The 19427-nt window shown below is 72.6% G+C and carries 19 protein-coding genes and 1 tRNA gene; 12 read left to right on the forward strand and 8 right to left on the reverse strand.

The features are described 5' to 3' along the window. Window positions 1–260: 260 nt before the first annotated feature. Genes eno through IEY30_RS12335 form a run of 4 tightly spaced genes read left to right on the forward strand, consistent with a single transcriptional unit; the run spans window position 261 to window position 3866 of the window. Entirely contained in the window at window positions 261–1562 is a 1302-nt protein-coding gene (eno, locus tag IEY30_RS12320) for a phosphopyruvate hydratase (RefSeq protein ID WP_030196412.1), read from the forward strand. Between the two features lie 4 nt (window positions 1563–1566). Further along, window positions 1567–2277, forward strand: coding sequence for an FtsB family cell division protein (locus tag IEY30_RS12325; protein ID WP_030196414.1), 711 nt, complete (start codon window positions 1567–1569; stop codon window positions 2275–2277). Window positions 2278–2314: 37 nt separating this feature from the next. Continuing rightward, window positions 2315–2881, forward strand: coding sequence for a DUF501 domain-containing protein (locus IEY30_RS12330; RefSeq protein ID WP_043416500.1), 567 nt, complete (start codon window positions 2315–2317; stop codon window positions 2879–2881). Further along, a complete protein-coding gene (locus tag IEY30_RS12335; RefSeq protein ID WP_030196421.1) occupies window positions 2874–3866 on the forward strand; it encodes a Ppx/GppA phosphatase family protein in 993 nt (330 codons plus the stop codon). The genes IEY30_RS12330 and IEY30_RS12335 overlap by 8 nt, the downstream gene beginning before the upstream one ends. A 37-nt stretch (window positions 3867–3903) precedes the next feature. Here the strand turns inward: IEY30_RS12335 and mptB are convergent, their stop codons facing one another. Both mptB and IEY30_RS12345 read right to left on the reverse strand, forming a co-directional pair. Further along, a complete protein-coding gene (mptB, locus tag IEY30_RS12340; RefSeq protein ID WP_030196424.1) occupies window positions 3904–5499 on the reverse strand; it encodes a polyprenol phosphomannose-dependent alpha 1,6 mannosyltransferase MptB in 1596 nt (531 codons plus the stop codon). Between the two features lie 193 nt (window positions 5500–5692). Then, window positions 5693–5767: transfer RNA gene (locus IEY30_RS12345), tRNA-Leu, on the reverse strand. Window positions 5768–5931: 164 nt separating this feature from the next. Here IEY30_RS12345 and IEY30_RS12350 point away from each other — a divergent pair. Both IEY30_RS12350 and IEY30_RS12355 read left to right on the forward strand, forming a co-directional pair. Beyond that, a complete protein-coding gene (locus tag IEY30_RS12350; protein ID WP_030196428.1) occupies window positions 5932–6816 on the forward strand; it encodes a Bax inhibitor-1/YccA family protein in 885 nt (294 codons plus the stop codon). 45 nt (window positions 6817–6861) lie between these two features. Continuing rightward, window positions 6862–7137 carry a hypothetical protein gene (locus tag IEY30_RS12355; protein ID WP_229674970.1) on the forward strand — a complete coding sequence of 92 codons (276 nt, stop codon included), beginning with the start codon at window positions 6862–6864 and terminating at the stop codon, window positions 7135–7137. Window positions 7138–7327: 190 nt separating this feature from the next. Here IEY30_RS12355 and IEY30_RS12360 read toward each other — a convergent pair whose 3' ends face one another. After that, window positions 7328–8551, reverse strand: a complete 1224-nt coding sequence (locus IEY30_RS12360) for an acetyl-CoA C-acetyltransferase (RefSeq protein ID WP_188960136.1) — start codon at window positions 8549–8551, stop codon at window positions 7328–7330. 360 nt (window positions 8552–8911) lie between these two features. Between IEY30_RS12360 and IEY30_RS12365 the strand changes: the two genes are divergently transcribed. Continuing rightward, complete coding sequence (locus tag IEY30_RS12365; RefSeq protein ID WP_030196439.1) at window positions 8912–9688, forward strand: hypothetical protein; 777 nt, start codon at window positions 8912–8914, stop codon at window positions 9686–9688. A gap of 92 nt (window positions 9689–9780) precedes the next feature. On the opposite strand, the gene IEY30_RS12370 is transcribed toward IEY30_RS12365, so the two are convergent. Beyond that, a complete protein-coding gene (locus IEY30_RS12370) occupies window positions 9781–10962 on the reverse strand; it encodes an SGNH/GDSL hydrolase family protein (protein ID WP_052358460.1) in 1182 nt (393 codons plus the stop codon). Between the two features lie 155 nt (window positions 10963–11117). Here IEY30_RS12370 and IEY30_RS12375 point away from each other — a divergent pair, with 155 nt between their 5' ends. Next, window positions 11118–12488, forward strand: a complete 1371-nt coding sequence (locus IEY30_RS12375; RefSeq protein WP_030196449.1) for a cystathionine beta-synthase — start codon at window positions 11118–11120, stop codon at window positions 12486–12488. Window positions 12489–12581: 93 nt separating this feature from the next. Here the strand turns inward: IEY30_RS12375 and IEY30_RS12380 are convergent, their stop codons facing one another. Next, entirely contained in the window at window positions 12582–13154 is a 573-nt protein-coding gene (locus tag IEY30_RS12380) for an HhH-GPD-type base excision DNA repair protein (RefSeq protein WP_030196451.1), read from the reverse strand. A gap of 145 nt (window positions 13155–13299) precedes the next feature. Further along, window positions 13300–13947 (reverse strand): IMPACT family protein, encoded by a 648-nt coding sequence (locus tag IEY30_RS12385; RefSeq protein WP_030196453.1) that lies wholly within the window; start codon window positions 13945–13947, stop codon window positions 13300–13302. A 125-nt stretch (window positions 13948–14072) separates the two neighbouring features. Here IEY30_RS12385 and IEY30_RS12390 point away from each other — a divergent pair, with 125 nt between their 5' ends. Next, window positions 14073–14783, forward strand: coding sequence for a WXG100 family type VII secretion target (locus IEY30_RS12390; protein ID WP_030196456.1), 711 nt, complete (start codon window positions 14073–14075; stop codon window positions 14781–14783). Between the two features lie 162 nt (window positions 14784–14945). Here the strand turns inward: IEY30_RS12390 and IEY30_RS12395 are convergent, their stop codons facing one another. Next, on the reverse strand, window positions 14946–15635 hold the full coding sequence (locus IEY30_RS12395) for a sirohydrochlorin chelatase (RefSeq protein ID WP_030196459.1): 690 nt from the start codon (window positions 15633–15635) through the stop codon (window positions 14946–14948). 169 nt (window positions 15636–15804) lie between these two features. On the opposite strand from IEY30_RS12395, the gene cobA reads away from it, so the two are divergent. Then, window positions 15805–16866, forward strand: a complete 1062-nt coding sequence (gene cobA / locus IEY30_RS12400; protein WP_229674971.1) for a uroporphyrinogen-III C-methyltransferase — start codon at window positions 15805–15807, stop codon at window positions 16864–16866. A 38-nt stretch (window positions 16867–16904) separates the two neighbouring features. After that, a complete protein-coding gene (locus IEY30_RS12405; RefSeq protein ID WP_030196465.1) occupies window positions 16905–18038 on the forward strand; it encodes a uroporphyrinogen-III synthase in 1134 nt (377 codons plus the stop codon). Here the strand turns inward: IEY30_RS12405 and IEY30_RS12410 are convergent. After that, entirely contained in the window at window positions 18028–18429 is a 402-nt protein-coding gene (locus IEY30_RS12410; protein WP_030196469.1) for a winged helix-turn-helix transcriptional regulator, read from the reverse strand. The genes IEY30_RS12405 and IEY30_RS12410 overlap by 11 nt on opposite strands. A 96-nt stretch (window positions 18430–18525) precedes the next feature. Between IEY30_RS12410 and IEY30_RS12415 the strand changes: the two genes are divergently transcribed. Continuing rightward, window positions 18526–19401: an SDR family oxidoreductase gene (locus tag IEY30_RS12415; protein WP_030196473.1), complete on the forward strand. Its 876-nt coding sequence runs from the start codon at window positions 18526–18528 to the stop codon at window positions 19399–19401. Window positions 19402–19427 lie beyond the last annotated feature (26 nt).

Raw genomic sequence — 19427 nt, forward strand, 5'->3', positions numbered from 1 at the left:
CCCCCGGATGGCTAGTTGTGAGTATGCCCGGAAACGGTCAGGCTTTGGTAAGGAAAAAGTAAAAAACTTTGCACTGGAAGGGGTGCTTTTGTCCCGCTGTCCGGTACGTACCGGTCTGTGCCGCTTGGCATTCCACGTGCCCGTATGCCGGGTCGCTCCGTCGGGGTGCGGACCGCACGGGCTACGCTCGTCCCAGCAACCTGACCCGACCCGTCAGCACCCCAGACCACCCCAGAGCAGCACCAGCACAGGAGAGCCAAGTGGCCAGCATTGAGGAGATTGGCGCCCGCGAGATCCTGGACTCGCGCGGCAACCCCACCGTCGAGGTCGAGATCCGTCTCGACGACGGCACGTTCGCCCGTGCGGCCGTCCCGTCCGGCGCCTCCACCGGGGCCTTCGAGGCCTCCGAGCGCCGCGACGGCGACAAGGGCCGCTACCTCGGCAAGGGCGTCGAGCAGGCCGTCGACGCGGTCATCGAGGAGATCAACCCGCGCCTCGTCGGCTTCGACGCGAGCGAGCAGCGCCTCATCGACGCCGAGATGATGGCGCTCGACGGATCCGCGAACAAGGAGAACCTCGGCGCCAACGCCATCCTCGGCGTCTCGCTCGCCGTCGCGCACGCGGCGGCCGAGTCGGCCGGGCTCCCGCTCTTCCGCTACGTCGGCGGACCCAACGCCCACGTGCTGCCCGTCCCGATGATGAACATCCTCAACGGTGGGTCGCACGCCGACTCCAACGTCGACATCCAGGAGTTCATGATCGCCCCCGTCGGTGCGCCGACGTTCCGCGAGGCCGTCCGCTGGGGCGCCGAGGTCTACCACGCCCTCAAGAAGGTCCTGAGCGAGCGCGGCCTCGCCACCGGTCTCGGCGACGAGGGCGGCTTCGCCCCCAACCTCGAGTCCAACCGCGCCGCGCTCGACCTCATCCTCGAGGCGATCAAGGCCGCCGGCTACGAGCCCGGTCGCGACATCGCCCTCGCCCTCGACGTCGCGGCGTCCGAGTTCTTCGAGGACGGGTCCTACGCCTTCGAGGGCGCCAGCAAGTCGGCCGACGAGATGGTCGCCTACTACGCCGAGCTCGTCGAGGCCTACCCGCTCGTCTCCATCGAGGACCCCCTCAACGAGGAGGACTGGGACGGCTGGAAGTCCATGACCGAGCTCCTCGGCGACAAGGTGCAGATCGTCGGCGACGACCTCTTCGTCACCAACCCCGAGCGCCTCGGCCGCGGCATCTCGACCGGCACCGCCAACGCGCTGCTCGTCAAGGTCAACCAGATCGGCACGCTCACCGAGACGCTCGACGCCGTGACCCTGGCCCAGACCAACGGCTACCGCTGCATGATGAGCCACCGCTCGGGCGAGACCGAGGACGTCACCATCGCCGACCTCGCCGTCGCGACCAACTGCGGCCAGATCAAGACCGGCGCCCCGGCCCGGTCCGAGCGCGTCGCGAAGTACAACCAGCTGCTGCGCATCGAGGAGGAGCTCGACGACGCCGCGGTCTACGCCGGCACGGGCGCCTTCCCGCGCTTCGACGCAAGCCGCTTCGGCGCCGAGGGCTGACCCCGTGGCCGACCGCACGCCGTCCCGCCCGGGCCGCCCGTCATCCGCGGGCCGCTCGGGCGGTGGCGCGCGGCCGGCCGCAGCTCGCCCGATCTCGAAGTCCGGGTCGCAGGGCGCCTCGACGTCCGCAGCGCGCGCCCCGTCCGGCCGCTCGGGCACCCGCGCCACGGCCGGGCGCTCGTCGGCGACCCGCCCGGGACAGTCGCGCCCCGGTGCCGCCCGCGCGAGCCGCCCGGGAGCCGGCAAGGAGCGGCCGGCCCTCGCGGCGCGGCCGCGCACTCCCCAGACCACCCCCCCCTCGGCCTCGACGGCGTGGGTGCGGGGCGCGATCCTGCTCGGCATCGTCGTCATGCTCGCCGTGACCATCGTGCCGACGCTGCGCTCGCTCGTGCAGCAGCGCGGCGACACGGCCGCTCTGGCGGACAAGGTCGCCGAGCAGCGCCAGAGCGTGCAGCAGCTCGAGCACGAGGCCGCCCTGTGGAAGGACCCCGCCTACATCGAGGTCCAGGCGCGCGAGCGCCTCAAGTTCGTCCGCGTCGGCGACCGCGCCTACACGGTCATCGACCCCGCTGCGGACCGCGCGAGCACTCCCGCGCCCGCGCGCCCTGTCGTGGCCGCACCCCTGGCCAACGCCGCCTCGCCGTGGTACGGCAAGGTGTGGCAGTCGGTCCAGATCGCCGACCGACCCACGGCCGGGGTCACGCGCACCAAGTGACCGCGGTCCGTCCCGACCGACCAGAAGTGAGCACCGCGTGAGCAACCCCGCACGTCCGTCCCTGCCGCCCGTCGAGACGGCCGACCTCGACGCCGTCGAGCGCCAGCTCGGACGGCGTCCGCGCGGGGTCGCCGCCGTGGCGCACCGCTGCCCGTGCGGCGAGCCCGACGTGCTGCGCACCGAGCCCCGCCTGCCCGACGGCACGCCCTTCCCGACGACGTACTACGCCACGTGCCCCCGCCTCACCGGGGCGGTGAGCACCCTCGAGACGGCCGGCGTCATGAAGGAGATGACCGAGCGGCTCGGGCGCGACGAGGAGCTCGCTGCCGCCTACGCCGCGGCGCACGGGCACTACCTCGCGCGGCGGGCCGAGCTCGGCGACGTGCCCGAGATCGAAGGCGTCTCGGCGGGCGGCATGCCCACCCGCGTCAAGTGCCTCCACGTGCTCGTCGGGCACTCGCTGGCCGCCGGCCCCGGGGTCAACCCCCTCGGTGACGAGGCGCTCGTGATGCTGGGCGACTGGTGGCGGCCCACGTCGTGCGCCGCCCTGCACGCCGCCGAGGATGCTGCCGCAGGTGCTGCCCGGGAGGCCGGCGATGAGTGACACCACGGGCGCCGAGGGCGCGACCGTCCGCGTCGGCGCGATCGACTGCGGCACCAACTCGATCCGCCTGCTCGTCGCCGACGTCGACCCCACCACCGGGGCACTGACCGACGTGCGCCGCCGGATGGAGATCGTGCGCCTCGGTCACGGCGTCGACCGCACCGGCGTCATCGCCCCCGAGTCGATGGAGCGCACCCTCGCCATGACGCGGGAGTATGCCGCGGCGTGCCGTGAGCTGGGCGCCACCCGCGTGCGCTTCGTCGCCACCTCTGCCTCGCGCGACGCGAGCAACGCCGCCGAGTTCATCGACGGCGTGCGCGCCGCCTTCGCCGAGCACTACGGCGCCGAGGTGTCGCCCGAGGTCGTGTCCGGCGACGAGGAGGCCGCGCTCTCGTTCGCGGGGGCGACGGGCGGGCTGGCCGCCCAGGGCGTCTCCGGTCCGTACCTCGTCGTCGACCTCGGCGGTGGCTCCACCGAGCTCGTCCGGGGCGCCGACCACGTCGAGGCCGCCCGTTCGGTCGACATCGGCTGCGTGCGCATGACGGAGCGCCACCTCGTCGGCGACCCGCCCACCGACGAGCAGATCGGCGCCGCCACGCGCGACATCGACGCGGCTCTCGACGTCGCCGAGTCCGCCGTGCCGATCGACGGGGTGGCGACGCTCGTCGGTCTCGCCGGTAGCGTCACGACGATCACGGCGCACCTGCTGCGCCTCACGGCATACGACCCCGAGCGCATCCACCTCGCCCGGTCAGCGCCGGCGGACATGGTCGTCGCCTGCGACGAGCTCCTCGCCATGCCGCGCGCCCAGCGGGCCGAGCTGCCCTACATGCACCCGGGCCGGGTCGACGTCATCGGCGCCGGCGCCCTGGTGTGGAGGCGGGTCGTCGAGCGGGTCGTCGACCGCGCGGGCGTCACCGAGGTCGTCACGTCGGAGCACGACATCCTCGACGGCATCGCGCTGAGCGCAGCACGACGCGCCTGACGGTTGGGGCCGGTCGCCCGTCGCCCGTCGCCGGTCGTCAGCGACGCGGCAGGGCGGCAGCCATGACGGGCTGGTCGGACTGCTCGTGCGCGCGTCGGCGGTTGGCGCGCAGCCGTGCCGCCATCCAGAGCGCCGCCGAGACGCCGAGCGCCCACGTGCCGTTGGAGACCGTCGCGTCGACGACGCCGTAGGTGACGAAGAAGAGCGTCACGAAGACGACGGCGCGCACGTGCTTGGCCGAGAGGCGCACGGCCGCGAGGAGCAGACCGCCCCACAGCAGGTACCACGGGTGGATGACCGGGCCCGAGGCGCACAGGGCGAGCAGCGCACCGGCCGTGGCGAGCACGGGGTTGCGGGGCGCCACCCGCCAGGCGATCCAGGCGATGGCGACGAGACCGGCGACGAGGCCGATGGTCTGGGCGATCGGCACCGGCGCCGACGTCACGCTCTCGGGCATGCCGGCGAGGCGCAGCAGCCACTCGACGACGCTGCCGACGAAGGTGGGCGGGGAGAGCATCGAGCGCAGCGAGACCGGCACGGAGAGGTTGGGGATCCAGCCCCAGCCGAGGCCCGAGACGGCCGTGATCGCGGTGAAGGTGGCCGCGGTGATGCCGCCGTAGACGAGGCCGTGGCGCGCCATCGCCTTGAGGCGCGCGGAGGCACCGGGTGCGAGGTCGGACTGGGCCTGCAGCGCCATGCCCACGATCCCGATGAGCGCGAGCACCGCGGTCTGCTTGTAGGCGGCGGCGGCCGCGATCGTCATGGCGGCCGTGATGAACTGACCGCGGCTGCCGAGCAGGAGCGCGAGCGTCACGAGGGCGACCATGACGGCGTCACCGTGGGCGCCGCCGACGAAGTGCATGATGACGAGCGGGTTGAGCACGCCGAGCCACAGCGCGTGGCGGCCGCTCACGCCGTAGCGCTCGGCGAGGCGGGGGAGGGCGTAGGCGAGCAGGCCGACCGCGAGCAGCGCAGGCACGCGCATGGCGACGGCCGAGACGTAGGCGTTCTCCGGGAAGATGCTGACGACGAGGTGCTGCACCTGGAGTGCGAGCGGGCCGTAGGGGGCGGGCGTGTCGACCCACATGGGGTCGACCTGGTCGGCGAACGGCCCCGGCACCCAGAACGGGCCCACTGCGTACGGGTCCATGTTGCGCAGCACGATCTGGCCCTGCGCGGCGTAGCTGTAGGCGTCGCGGCTGAAGAGCGGCGGCGCGAGCATGATCGGCAGGCTCCACAGCAGCCAGGCCATCGAGGGTGCCTTGCGGCCGTGCACCGGGCGCATCCGCAGCCAGGCGTCGACGAGGATGGCCATGCCGACGGCGAGCAGGATCGTCGTCAGCACCCGTCCCGCGCCGGAGCCGAGCCACACGAGGCCGAAGCGCTCGATGAGCGGCGAGGCCGGCAGCTCGAAGGTGTCGGCGGGCAGGAAGGCGGGGCTGATGGAGCCGGCGGCCACGAGGGTCGTGCCGAGCGTGCCACGACGGACCATCGGGTCGGCCCACGTGCGGCGCAGGGCCGCTGCGAGACGCTGGCCGAACTCCACGACGCGGGGGTCGAGCTCCCAGGACGGGTGCAGGGGCGTGCGCGCGGTAGCGGTCGTCGTCGCCTCGGCGACACGATGCTCCAGCACCCGCTGCTCCTTCATGTGGTCTGAGGGGTTGCACCCGGAGGGTGCGTCACAGTCCATGACGGAGCACGTGAGGGGCCCCTGGACCTCGTTCTCGAAGGTCAGTCTAGGCGGAGCGGGTGGGTGCCCGCCGTACCCGCCGAGGCGTGGGCGTGGCCGTTACCGAACCGTGCCCGGACCAACGACGCCGGTCTCGTACCCCCGGAGGGACTCGAACCCTCACCGTTGGCGATTTTAAGTCGCCTGCCTCTGCCGATTGGGCCACGGGGGCGCGGCCCTCAGTATGCCGTGCCGACGGTCGGTTCCCGGACGACGCGGCGCGCGCAGAGGTTGCGGTCGGGAACCTTCTGGTGGGGTGCGTTCGCTTACTCTTGGGGACAGTCGTCACGCCCATTCGCGGGTCGTGGCACCCAGTGCTTTTAGGAGCGCACTCACATGGCAGGTGGAAACCCGGTCTTCGACCGGCTCAACAAGCAGATCGAGAAGGAGCGCTACGCCGGTTTCGGTGCGCCCCAGGGCAGTCCGCAGCAGCCGGCGCAGCAGGGCACGCAGGCCGCGACGACGGGCTACGCGACCCAGGACGCGATGACGGCCCAGCAGCTCAACGAGATGTACGCGCGCCAGAGCGCCGGTCCGGTCGACACCGGCCGCGTCACGGTCGACGACGTCGTCGTCAAGAGCCTCACGCTGTTCGTCGTCACGGTCGCCGTCGCCGGCGTCTCGTGGTTCTGGACCGACGCCAACACCGACATGACGCTGCCGTTCTGGCTCGGCGGCATGTTCGGCACGCTGATCCTCGGCTTCGTCATCGCCTTCATGAAGAAGGTGTCGGTGCCGCTGCTCATGGTCTACGCCGTGCTGCAGGGCGCCTTCCTTGGCGCCTTCAGCCAGTACATCGCGTCGATCCCGCAGTACGACGGCGTCGTGCAGATGGCCGTCCTCGCGACGCTCTGCGTCTTCGTCGCGATGTACGTCGGCTACGCGACGGGCTTCGTCAAGGTCAACGACAAGACCCGCCGCATGTTCTTCTTCGCGATCGTCGGCTACGGCCTCTTCTCGCTGCTGCAGGTCGTGCTGCTCATGACCGGCGTCATAGACGGCTGGGGCTTCGGTGGTAGCGGCATGCTCGGCATCGGCCTGTCGATCCTCGGTGTCGGTCTCGCGTCGTACTCGCTGGCCATCGACTTCGACACCATCGACAACGCCGTCAAGGTGGGTGCCCCGAAGAAGTACTCGTGGCTGCTCGCGCACGGCCTGATCGTCTCGATCGTCTGGCTCTACATCGAGTTCGTCCGACTCTTCGCGCGCCTGCGCGACTGACGCCCGATGACACCTTCGCGCGCGGGTTCGCCGACCCCGCACGAGGTGTCCGACGAGCTCCGGCGCGTGGTCGAGCGGTGGCACCAGCTGCCGCTCGACCACGCGCTTTCGTGTATGCCGTCCGTCCGGGCCGTCGTGCAGTCGCTCGCCGACCGCGTGGCGGGTGCCCGCGGGCTCGGGTCCCGGCCGGTGCCTGACCTCGGTCCGGCCGTCGTCATGGACCAGCTGGCGGTGATGGTGCACGACGTGTTCGTGACCGAGCCGGACGCCGACCCAGCCCTGGTCGCGGACGCCCTGGCCGGCATACGCCGCTCCCTCTAGGTCGAGGGCTCACGTCCCGACGTGTCGTTCGCGGATGATCGCGCCGATGGTCCTGCATCCGGTGTGGTGATCACCCCACCGGGTGCAGGACCATCGGTCGTTCCATCCGCCGCATCCCTCACACACGTCGAGTGGGCACTTCCCCGCGAAGGAAAGTGCCCACTCGACGTGCTTGGCGCGGGTCCGAGCCTCAGCTGAGGCGCTCGAAGATGACGGCCATGCCCTGGCCGCCGCCGACGCACATCGTCTCGAGGCCGAACTGGCCGTCCCGCTCGCGGAGGGCGTTGATGAGGGTGCCGGTGATGCGGGCTCCGGTGGCGCCGAACGGGTGGCCGATGGCGATGGCGCCGCCGTTGACGTTGAGCTTGTCGTAGTCCATCCCGATCTGGTCGGCCGAGCCGATGACCTGGGCGGCGAAGGCCTCGTTGATCTCGTAGAGGTCGATGTCGCCGATCGAGAGGCCGGCGCGCTTGAGCGCGAGGTTGGTCGCCTCGACCGGGCCGAGGCCCATGATCTCGGGGGAGAGGCCGGTCGCGGCCGTCGAGACGACCCGGGCGAGGGGCTCGAGGCCGAGCTCCTTGGCCTTGGTGTCGCTCATGATGACGAGGGCCGCGGCGCCGTCGTTGAGCGGGCAGCAGTTGCCGGCCGTGACGGTGCCCTGCTGGCGGAAGACGGGGTTCAGGCCCTGCACGGCCTCGAGCGTCACCCCGGCGCGCGGTCCGTCGTCCTTGCTGACGACGGTGCCGTCGGGTGTCGTGACCGGCGTGATCTCCCAGTCGAAGAAGCCGCGGCCGATGGCGGCCTCGGCGCGGTTCTGGGACGTGACGCCCCACTCGTCCTGGCGCTCACGCGAGATGCCGTATGCCGTCGCGACGTTCTCGGCCGTCTGGCCCATCGCGATGTAGATGTCGGGCAGCAGGCCCTCCTCGCGGGGGTCGGTCCACGTCTCGTTGGTCTCGGCGATGCGCTTCGTGCGGGCCTGGGCCTCGGCGAAGCGACCGTTCTGCTGGTCCTCCTTGGCGCCGCCGGCACCGGCCCAGTCGGTGTACTGCGAGACGCACTCGACGCCGGCCGAGATGAAGATGTCGCCCTCGCCGGCCTTGATCGCGTGGAAGGCCATGCGCGTCGTCTGGGCCGAGGAGGCGCAGAAGCGGTTGATCGTCGCGGCAGGCGTCGAGTCCATGTCGAGCAGCGTGGCGACGACCTTCGCCATGTTGGAGCCGTGCCGGCCGGACGGCTCGGCGCAGCCGAGGTAGAGGTCCTCGACGAGGCGCTTGTCGAGGGCGGGCACCTTGTCGAGCGCGGCCTGGATGACCGTGGCGGCGAGGTCGTCGGGGCGGACCTCCTTGAGCGAGCCCTTGAAGGCGCGGCCGAACGGCGAGCGGGCGGTCGAGACGATGACGGCTTCGGTCACGGGGGATCTCCTGGTGCAGCATCGACGGCCCGCGCGGCGGTGCGACGGGCGACTAAGCGCTTGCTCAGTCCCCACGATGGTAGGACGTCCTCGCGCCCGTTGGACAGGCCGCCCGCCATGACGTGCGTCTCTCCGGGCGCGCGACGGTAGTGCGGGCTGGGGGTGCGGCGGGGGTGCTGCGGAGGCCCGACAGCGGTGCAGGGGGGTGTGACGAGGGTGTGACGAGGGTGCGGCCCGCAGGTCGGGTACGACCACGGGGTCCACCTGCACGACCGTTAGGGTGGATCGTCGGCGTCCCACACGCCGACAGGGTCCGGGCACTCACCCCTGACCATCCGACAACCAGGGGGCTCGCCCACCATGAAGACCTTCACGACTCGCGTCATCGCCGTGTCCGGCGCGCTCGCGATCAGCCTCGGCGCCGCCGCGTGCTCGAAGTCCGACACGCCCGCCACCGGCACCAGCAGCTCCACGGGCGCCGGCTCGTCGAGCACCTCGGCGCCCGCCGCGACCTCGTCCACCACGACCGACAGCGGCAGCACGAGCGAGGCCTCGAGCATCCTCGAGAAGGCCAAGACCAACGCGCTCGCCGCCACGTCGGGCGCCTTCGTCGGCCAGGTCGACCAGTCCGGCAAGACCATCAAGATCGACTTCAAGGGCACGAGCGACGGCAAGACCGCCGACATCGCCATCGAGATGGAGGGCGACGGCAAGGCCCGCGTCATCTCCGTCGGCAACGGCGTCTACATCCAGGGCGACGCGACGTTCTGGAAGAAGCAGAACGCGCCGGCCTCCGTCCAGAAGGCGGGCGACAAGTTCATCCAGGCGCCGGCCTCGGCCGCGTCGATGACCGAGAGCCTGAGCCTCAAGAGCTTCCTCGAGAAGGCCTTCGGTGCGGTCACCCCGGAGCAGCTCGCCACCGAGGTCGGCAGCGAGAACGTCGGCGGCGTGGACTGCTGGGTCCTCACCGACAAGAAGGGCAAGAGCGAGGGCGCGCTCTACGTCTCCAAGGACAAGTCCGAGGTCGTGCGCTTCACGGGCTCGTCCGACAGCCCGGGGCAGCTCGACTTCTCCAAGTGGAACGAGGACCTCGGCATCAAGGCGCCCGAGGCGAGCCAGATCATGAAGATCAGCTGACCTCCAGCACATCTCGAAGGGGCCGTCCGCTCGTCGGACGGCCCCTTCGCCGTGCCAGGGGCCGGCTCGCAGGCGTCGGCGTCCAGCGGGTGTCAGCGCAGGACGGCGTCCTCGGTCGGGCCGTCGGCGGCCTCGGAGGGGGCGGGCTCGGTGTCGACGGGCTGGGCGGGCTGGGCGGGCTCCGGGTCGACGATGGCGTATGCCGCGTCGTCCGTCGGGCGCCCGTCGTCCGGGCCGTCGTCCGCTGGAGCGGGTGTCGTGCTCGCCGGGAGGGCCGGTGCCGGCACGGTCGGGCGGATGCGGTGGAGCAGCACCGCCCAGCGTCCGTGCGCGCCGCGGGACTGGCCGCCGACCTCGGCGGGCGCGACCTCGGTGCCGGGCTGCGTGACCGCCTTCGTCGCCGCGACGGCGAGGGGGCCGACGCTCTCGCCGCGGCGCAGGTTGGGCTCGGTCGGTGTGCTGCGCTCGCCGAAGAGGTCGAGGGCGGCGCTCACGGTCGGCAGCAGCGCCGCGGCGACCCGGGCGTAGCCGGCGGGGCTCGGGTGGAAGCGGTCCTTGCTGAACATCACGTGCGGCTCGGCCGAGAAGGCCTCGCTCAGCAGGTCGCCGATCGACACGGCGCGGCCGCCGGCCTCGACGACCGCGACGGTCTGCGCGGCGGCGAGGTCCCGGGACCACCGGCGCGCGAGCAGCCGCAGGGGCTGGGGCACCGGCTCGATGGCCCCGAGGTCGGGGCAGGTGCCGACGACGACCTCGGCTCCGGCCTCGCGCAGGCCGCGCACGGCCATCTCGAGGTGACGGACGGCGACGGAGGTGTCGATGCGGTGGGTGACGTCGTTGGCGCCGATCATGATGACGGCGACGTGCGGCTCGGGCACGGCGGCCAGGGCTCGCTCGAGCTGCTCGTCGAGGCCGGGGGACTCGGCCCCGATGACGGCGACGTTGGTCAGCTCGACCGGTCGGCCGCTGAAGGCGGCGATGCCGTGGGCGATCGTGGCCCCGATCGTCTGGTGCGCGTGGTCGGCGCCCATCCCGACACCGGTCGAGTCGCCGAGCACGAGGAACTGCACCGGGCTGCCGGAGCCGGAGCCGTAGGTGCCGCTGTCGGACGGCGCGCCCTCGAAGGGCTGCCCGACGATGCGGCGCGCCATCATGGCCTCGACCCGCAGGATGCCGTAGCCGAGCGCACCGAGGGCGCCGAGACCCGCGACGCCCACACCGCCGCCGTAGGCGGCAGCCTGTGCGATCTTGCGTGCGCGTCGTGCCCGCCCCATCCCGGTGCCCTCCTCGTGACTGTCGACCCGCTCGTCCGGGTCCACCACGGTAACGCCCGGGCGTGGACGTCCGTGCCCGGTTTGCGCGCAGTCGGAGGGGCGCCGGCGCGGACCGGATGTCTCGACCGGTGGGACGGCACTCCTAGGATGGGCGGGTGAAGTACGCAGAGAACGTCGCCGACCTCGTCGGCAACACGCCCCTGGTCAAGCTCGGCTCCGTCGTCGCGGACGCGGGGGTGAGGTGCACGGTGCTGGCGAAGGTCGAGTACTTCAACCCCGGCGGCTCCGTGAAGGACCGGATCGCCCTGCGCATGGTGGAGGCCGCCGAGCGCGACGGCCTCCTCAAGCCGGGCGGCACGATCGTCGAGCCCACGAGCGGCAACACCGGCGTGGGCCTGGCCCTCGTCGCGCAGCGCCGCGGCTACCACTGCGTGTTCGTGTGCCCCGACAAGGTGAGCCAGGACAAGCGGGACGTGCTCAAGGCCTACGGCGCCGAGGTGATCGTGTGCCCGACCGCGGTCGAGCCCGAGCACCCGGACTCCTACTACTCCGTCTCCGACCGCCTCGTGCGCGAGATCGACGGTGCCTGGAAGCCGAACCAGTACTACAACCCCGAGGGCCCGAACAGCCACTACCTGACCACCGGTCCGGAGATCTGGCGCGACACCGACGGGCGCATCACGCACTTCGTCGCGGGTGCCGGCACCGGCGGCACGATCAGCGGCACCGGCAAGTACCTCAAGGAGGTCAGCGACGGCGCCGTGCGCATCATCGCGGCCGACCCCGAGGGCTCCGTCTACTCCGGTGGCACGGGTCGCCCGTACCTCGTCGAGGGCGTCGGTGAGGACTTCTGGCCGGGCGCCTACGACCCGTCGGTGGTCGACGACGTCATCGCCGTCAGCGACGCGGACTCGTTCGAGATGACCCGCCGACTCGCCCGCGAGGAGGGCCTGCTCGTCGGTGGCTCGTGCGGCATGGCCGTCGTGGCAGCCCTGCGTGCCGCGAAGGACCTGCCGGAGGACGCCGTCATGGTCGTCCTGCTGCCCGACTCCGGGCGCGGCTACATGAGCAAGATCTTCAACGACGAGTGGATGCACTCCTACGGCTTCCTCAACGACCACACCGAGGCGACCGTGGGCTCGGTGCTGCACAGCAAGTCCGGCGACATGCCGGCACTCGTGCACACGCACCCCAACGAGACGATCCGCGACGCCGTGCAGATCCTGCGCGAGTACGGCGTCTCGCAGATGCCCGTCGTCAAGGCCGAGCCGCCCGTCATGTCGGGTGAGGTCGCTGGCTCCGTCAGCGAGCGGGCCCTGCTCGAGGCGCTCTTCACCGGCCACGCCCACCTCGCCGACTCCGTCGAGAAGCACATCGAGCCGGGTCTGCCGCTCGTCGGGGCCGGGTCGCCGGTGTCGGCCGCCCGCAAGGAGCTCGAGGACTCCGACGCCATCCTCGTCGTCGAGGACGGCAAGCCGATCGGCGTGCTGACGCGTGCCGACCTGCTCGGCTTCCTCGCCGACTGACCTCCGTCAGGCTTCGCCTGAGACGACGTATGCCGCTGGGTTCGCTTCCATGAGAGGCGAACCCAGCGGCATACGTGCGAGAAGTGCTGCGGCTCAGGCCTGCTGCTGGGCCTTCGCCTCGGCCTTCTTGGCCTGCTTGAACTCCCGGACCTTGAGGAGCGAGTCCGCGTCGACCACGTCGGCCACGGAGCGGTAGCCGTCCAGGGCGTAGTCGCCCGCCGCGGCCTCCCAGCCCTCGGGGCGGACGCCGAGCTGCTTGGCGAGCAGGGCCACGAAGATCTGGGCCTTCTGCTTGCCGAAGCCCGGAAGCTCCTGCACGCGCTTCAGCAGCTCCTTGCCCGTGGTCGGCTCGGTCCACAGCCGGGTGACGTCACCGTCGTAGCGGCTCTCGACGAGGGAGGCGAGCTCCTGCAGGCGCGTGGCCATCGAGCCCGGGAAGCGGTGGATCGCCGGTGGGGTGCTGGCCATCGCCTTGAACTCGTCGGGGTCGGCCGCCGCGATCGCCGCGGGGTCGAGCGTGCCGAACCGGCTCAGCACCTTGTAGCCGCCCCGGAAGGCGTGCTCCATGCCGTACTGCTGGTCGAGCATCATCCCGACGACGACGGCGAACGGGTGCTCGTCGAGGACCTGGTCGGCGGCCGGCTCGTTGGCGATGTGGAAGCCCATGCAGGCATGCTCTCACGCAGCCTGCGTCCCGCCCGCCGACAGGCGAGCGCTCAGCCGGACACCGTCGTGAGGATGACGGAGCCCCGCGCGACCGACGACGGTCCGGAGCGACGTCGCATGCGGACGGAGGTGGTCCGCCAGCGGGTCAGGTGGCCTCGACCCACGACGGCTCGCCGGAGCTGATCCGCCCCGCACCCGACGTGAGGCTGGCGACGGTGTGCACGACGTCGTCGACCGCCTCAGGAGCGGCCGCGACGTGCAGACGCATGTGGCGCGCGAGGTAGTCGACGTCGACCACGTCCGCGCTCGGCAGCGCTCTGAGGGCGTGCTCGAGCCGTGGCCCGGCCGCGTGGTCGACCTCGACGACGAGGCTCTCGCGCAGCTCCATCGTGACCAGCTGGGCCGACTCGACTGCAGCGGTGACCGCGTCGCCGTAGGCGCGGATGAGGCCCCCGGTGCCGAGCAGCGTCCCGCCGAACCATCGCGTCACGACGGCCACCACGTCGCTCAGTCCGTGTCCGCGCAGGACGTCGAGCATGGGGGCGCCTGCCGTGCCGGAGGGTTCGCCGTCGTCATTGCTGCGCTGCGTGGCCCCGTCGGGGCCGAGGACGAAGGCCGTGCAGTGGTGCCGGGCGTCGCGGCTGCCCGAGCGCACCTGCTCGACGAAGGCGCGCGCGGCCTCCTCGGACCCGGCCGGAGCGACGTCGCACACGAAGCGGGACCGCTTCACCTCGAGCTCGGCGGTGGCGGGGTAGGCGAGGGTCAGGTAGCGGCGTGGCTGGCTCACCGGCATACCTTCTCTGGGCGGGTCGACGGGACCTCCCGAGTATGCCGTGGGCCCGGGGAGTGCTCCCCATTGCACCCGACGTCGTGGTCAGGTGAGGATGGGTCCGGTTTGCAGGGGTGAAGGGGAGATCTGTGTTCTCGAAGGGTGCTGACGTCGACGCGCTGCGCGACTCGGCTGGCCGCATGGCGGCCTACGGCCGTGAGGTCGATGTGGTCCGCGTGCACGGTCAACGAGCCGTGAGCACGATGCAGCGGGCCTGGCAGGGGCCCGACCTGCAGCACCTCGTGGAGCGCTGGCGGCGGGTCGAGCACGACCTGCACCGGATCAGTGCCGAGCTCGCCCGGCTCGGGCAGCGCCTGCACGACAACGCCGACCTGCAGCACCGCTCGAGCGGCACGTCCGCCGGTGGCGGCGCGCACCACGCGAGCGGTGGCGCCGGCGTCCAGCCCCTCACAGGACATGGAAGTGGCGGTGTCGGCCACGCGGGCCACACGGGGACCAACGGCGTCGCTGCAGCCGCTGTGGTTGTGGGCGCTGGAGGTCACGGCAGCGTTGCTCACGTCGGCGTCCACGAGGCGGCGTTCGCGGTGTCCAACGGCGGACGCCCGCACGTTGCACCAGCCGGATGGGCTGATGCCCTCGTCGGTTGGGGGCCGGACGGTGGGAGGCCCGTCGTGACGGCAGGTGTCCCGCAGCCGCTGCACGCCATGGGCTGGGGGCAGTGGATCGGCAGCACCCACGGCGGGTCCGCCTTCGCGTTCGTCGACCCCGCCCACGGCCCGTCCGTTCCGGCGGGCGTGGCAGCGGCAGCGGCGCACCACCTCGGGCTGCCGATCCGTTGACGTCGGCACCGTGGCTTGCCGCGAACCTGATGGTCGCGCGACGACCGCGGGGCGCCCGCTCGCAGTGACCGCCCGGGTCCGGGCCGCGCACGTCCATCGAGGCGGACACGGTCGGTCGGTCGGTCGGTCGCGTCGTGGAGCGGGGCTTGACCTGGTCGATCGTCAGCCGAGGTAGCGGTCGACGACCACGTCCACGAGCTCCTCGGGTGCGGGCTCGCGGGGGAGCAGCAACGGCTCGCTGACGACGTCAGCACCGCACCGGCGCGCCAGGTCGGCGAAGAAGCCCGGTGCCAGCAGATACGTCGCCACGACGACTCGTCGTCCCGGACGACGTTGTGCAGCAACGGCATCCGCGAGCTTCGGCTCCGCCGCAGAGAGGTAGCCGGCGACGACCGGGCGTCCGACCAGCTGACCCAGAGCAGCTGCCACGCGCTCGCAGTCGGCCACCGCCGAGGCCTGCGACGAGCCGGCGGCACCGAGGACGACGACGTCGTCGTCGCGCAGCCCGGCCTCCTCGAGACGACGCCGGAGCAGGCCCGCGAGTCGCTCGTCCGGGCCGAGGGCGGCCGCGACCGACGTGCCCGGCACGGCGGCCGCCGCCTCCGCGAGGTCGACGTAGACGTGGTAGCCGGCCGAGAGCAGCAACGGCACGAGCCGCGCCGGGACGGCCGGGTCGAGCGACGACAGCACGGCGTCCGGACCCGGCGGCTGCACGTCGACGAAGGCCGCCCGGACCACGAGGTCCGGGCGACGCGCCGCGACGGCGGCGACGAGACCCCCGACGGCCGACCGGCCCGAGGCTGACGACGTGCCGTGGGCCACCGCGACGAGCGCGGGCGCGGGGCTGGTCATGGCCCCACTCTGGCAGGTCGGGCGGCCGTCGTGGAGGGGCGCCCGCGAGCGCGACGACCGCGTCCTCGGGGACGCACTCCACGCATACGCCCGGGTGAGCAGGTCGTTACCGAGAGATCGCGGGACGGAAACGCGGGCGAAACACGCGCTTCCTACCGTGGGGACCGACGTGGAACGCGAGCTGCGACGGGAGGCCGCCGTGCTGATCGAGACCGACCTCATGGGGCTGCCCGTGCTCGTCGTGGGGCCGCCCGGGCTGACGGCGTCCACCGTGCGCCGCTACGAGCGGGCCGGCGCCGTCGTGTCCGTGGTGACGGCGCCCGGCGGCGTGACGGGCGAGGCCTGCGCACGCGCCCGGCTCGGTGTGCTCGTCGGGCCGGCGTCCACGTGGGCCACGGCCCGCGCGGCGCTCGCGGGGCGCTGCCCCGTCGTGAACGAGCCGGTCCCGGATGCGCCCCGGGGCCGGGTCGTCCTCGTCGGCGCGGGTCCCGGGGGTCTCGAGCTGATGACGCTCGCCGGGATCCGCGCCCTCGCGGACGCCGACGTCGTGCTGACCGACCGGCTCGCGGAGGTGGGGGACGTCGCGGCGCTGGCGCCCGGCGCCGAGGTCGTGGACGTCGGCAAACGCCCCGGCCATCACGCCGTGCCCCAGGACGAGATCGAGCGACTCATGGTCGAGCGCGCCCTCGCCGGCAGCACCGTGGTGCGCCTCAAGGGCGGGGACCCCTACGTGTTCGGTCGCGGCGGTGAGGAGGTCGCCGCCGCGGTGCAGGCCGGACTGCCTGTGACGGTCTTGCCCGGCGTCTCGTCGGCCGTCGGCGTGCCGGGGAGCGCCGGCATCCCCGTGACCCACCGCGGCGTCAGCCACACCTTCACCGTCGTCTCGGGGCACGTGCCGCTCGAGCCCGAGCAGGCGCGGGCGCTCGCGGGCCTCGGTGGCACCGTCGTGCTGCTCATGGGGATGCACAATCTCGTCCCGCTGACGACGGCGCTGGTGCGCGGCGGCTTGGCGGTGGACACCCCGGCCGCGGTCGTCGAGCGCGGTTTCAGCCCCGACCAGCGCAGCATCGTCGGGACCCTGGGCACCCTGCCCGACCTCGTGAGCCGGGCGCGCGCGTCGTCGCCGTCGGTCATCGTCGTCGGCGAGGTCGTGCGGCAGTCGGCCGTCTGGGCGGCGCGCCGCGTCGTCGCGCCGCCGGCTGACAAGATCGTCCTGGACGTCGTCGCGTGAGCGGGCGTAGCCACCCGCCGACGGCCTGGTCGGCGCAGCTGGGTGGGCCCGACCTCGACGCGGTGCGCGCGGAGCCGGCGGGAGCGGTGCTCGCCGGCTTCCGAATCGGCGTCACGTCCGACCGTCGGTCCGGCGACCTCATCGACGCCTTCGTGCGCCGCGGTGCCGAGGTGATCCACGCGCCTGCCGTCCGCATCGCGCCGATCGACGAGGACGAGATCCTCTTCGGTGACACGCGGGCGATCATCGGGGCCCGTCCCGACGTCGTCATCGTCACCACGGCCTACGGCTTCCGGCGCTGGATCGAGGCGGCCGACGCCGCCGGTCTCGGCGAGGAGCTCGGCCGCACGCTCGACAGTGCCCGGATCATCGTCCGCGGACCCAAGGCGCGTGGGGCCGTGCGCGCGGCCGGCCACGACGACGACGGCATCGCCGACGACGAGCGCACGGCCTCGGCGGTCGGGCTGGCGCTCGAGGGCGGCGTCGCCGGCAAACGGGTCGCGGTGCAGCTGCACGGTCACGAGGACGTCGAGCAGCTCGAGCGGCTCCGATCGGCGGGGGCGACGGTCCTCACCGTCGCGCCGTATCGCTGGGTGCGGCCGACCGACGAGAGCCGGCTGGGGCGTCTGGTGGCATCGGTCGCCGCCCGCGAGATCGACGTCGTGACCTTCACCTCGGCACCCGCGGTCGACGGGCTCGTCTCTGCCGCAGCGCAGCTCGGCATGGACGGCGTGCTCGTCGAGGCACTCCGGTGCGGCGTCACGGCCGCCGCAGTGGGCCCCGTGACGGCAGCGCCGCTGCTCGACCTCGGCGTGACGCCGATCGTGCCCGACCGCTTCCGGATGGGCGCGCTCATCCGCACGGTCGTCGAGCACCTGACGGTCAACGGGGTCGCCGCGGTCGAGACCGCGCTCGGCCCGCTCGTCGTGCACGGGCGCGACGTGACGTTCGGGGGCGAGACCGTGACCCTGGCGCGCGGGCCCCGAGCCATGCTGGCTGCCCTGATGTCCGATCCCGGGGCCGTCCTCTCCCGCGAGCGGCTGCTCGACGAGCTGCCCGAGGCCGAGAACGAGCACGCGCTCGACATGGCCGTGAGCCGGCTGCGGTCGGCCCTCCCGGACCGCCACCTCGTGCAGACGGTCGTGCGTCGGGGCTACCGGCTCAACGTGTAGCGGCCGCGGCTCCGGCCGCCGACGCGGCATCGCTGACGATCGCGGGCGCGTGGTCGGCGATCCAGTCCATGAGCGGCACCATGCGCTGGGCCAGCTCGTCGCCGCGCGCCGTCAGGGAGTACTCGACGTGGGGCGGCACGACCGGCCTCGCGTCACGGTGGACGAGGCCGTCGGCCTCGAGCATGCGCAGCGTCTGGGCGAGCATCTTCTCGCTGACACCCTCGGCGCGTCGGCGCAGCTCGCTCCACCGCAGCGGCTCACCCTCGGCCAGCGCCAGGATCACGAGCGTGCCCCACTTGCTCGTCACGTGGTCGAGGACGACGCGGCTGGGGCAGTCGGAGGCGAAGACGCCGTCGGGGAAGTGTCGGCGCAGGGTGGGACTAACTGTCATGTCAGTACCTTACTTCAAAGTGGGTACTAACTTCTGGGAAGTATGACGGGGGAGGCGTCGTTGGGACGAGTGTCAGCCCCACCCGAAAGGAACGTCATGACCCTTCTCGTCACCGGTGCCAGTGGACAGCTCGGCCGTCTCGTCGTCGAGGCCCTCCTCGAGCGCGGCACGCCCGCCGCCGACGTCGTCGCCATCGCCCGCACGCCCGAGTCCATCACCGACCTCGCCGAGCGTGGCGTCCAGGTGCGACGCGCCGACTACACCGACCCGGCCTCCCTCGACGCGGCGTTCGTCGGCGTCAACCGGCTGCTTCTCGTCTCGGGCAGCGAGGTCGGCCAGCGGATCGCGCAGCACGCCAACGTGATCGACGCGGCCAAGCGTGCCGGCGTGGGCTTCGTCGCCTACACGAGCATCACGCGCGCCGACACCACCGACCTGCTCCTGGCCGCCGAGCACCGCGCGACGGAGGAGCTGCTCGCCGGCTCCGGCCTGCCGCACGCCCTGCTGCGCAACTCCTGGTACCTCGAGAACTACACCGGCCAGCTGCCGACCGTCCTCGAGCACGGCGCCGTCCTCGGTGCCGCTCGGGACGGACGCGTGAGCGCCGCGACCCGCGCCGACTACGCCGAGGCCGCCGCCGTGGTCCTTGCCGGCGAGGAGGACGGGCACGAAGGAGCCGTCTACGAGCTCGGCGGAGACCACGCGTTCACCCTCGGTGAGCTCGCCGAGACGGTGGGTCGGGTCGCCGGTCGCGAGGTCGTCTACCGCGACCTGTCCGTCGCGGACTACACGGCGGCGCTCGTCGCGGCCGGCCTGCCGGAGGGGTATGCCGCGGTGCTCGCCGACAGCGACCGCGGGATCGCCGAGGGTGCGCTGTTCACCGACAGTGGTGACCTGTCGCGCCTCGTCGGCCACCCGACGACCGACCTCGAGACCGCGCTGCGCGCCGCCGTCGTGCGCTCCGCCGCCTGACAGCCCCACTTCCACCCGTCGAAAGG

Origin of the sequence: Terrabacter tumescens, assembly GCF_014646815.1 — a bacterium.
Classification (GTDB): Bacteria; Actinomycetota; Actinomycetes; order Actinomycetales; family Dermatophilaceae; genus Terrabacter; species Terrabacter tumescens.